This window comes from Planococcus sp. RAB007_Raresut (assembly GCF_057369535.1).
This window is the reverse complement of record NZ_JBXYIF010000194.1, coordinates 1-252: the sequence shown is the minus strand read 5'-3', so window position 1 is coordinate 252 and position 252 is coordinate 1. Positions and strand designations below refer to the sequence as shown.

Sequence of the window (252 nt, the reverse complement as noted above, 5' to 3'; positions counted from 1 at the left end):
CATGGAAGCGACCATAGTATTTAATAAGGTCAGGAACAGATTTCCTCCCCCGACACTCATGATATAAGAGGTCATGACCGATCCGTAACTGGTTAAGCTCACCACACCAATAATTAAACCAACCACCGCACAGGCAGACATCACTGATAAGGATTGTTTAGCACCATCCGCAAGCGCCTCTAAGACCTGTTTGAATCCCAAACGCGAGGTTTTGCGAAGATGGGCAACCACGAGAGTTAAAAGAATTGTGTA

1 protein-coding gene is annotated in these 252 nt (G+C 45.6%); it reads right to left on the bottom strand.

The annotated features are described in order from the left end of the window. On the bottom strand, nt 1-252 hold a 252-nt coding region (locus AC2Q9J_RS18250), incomplete at both ends, for a TRAP transporter large permease subunit (protein WP_499042136.1).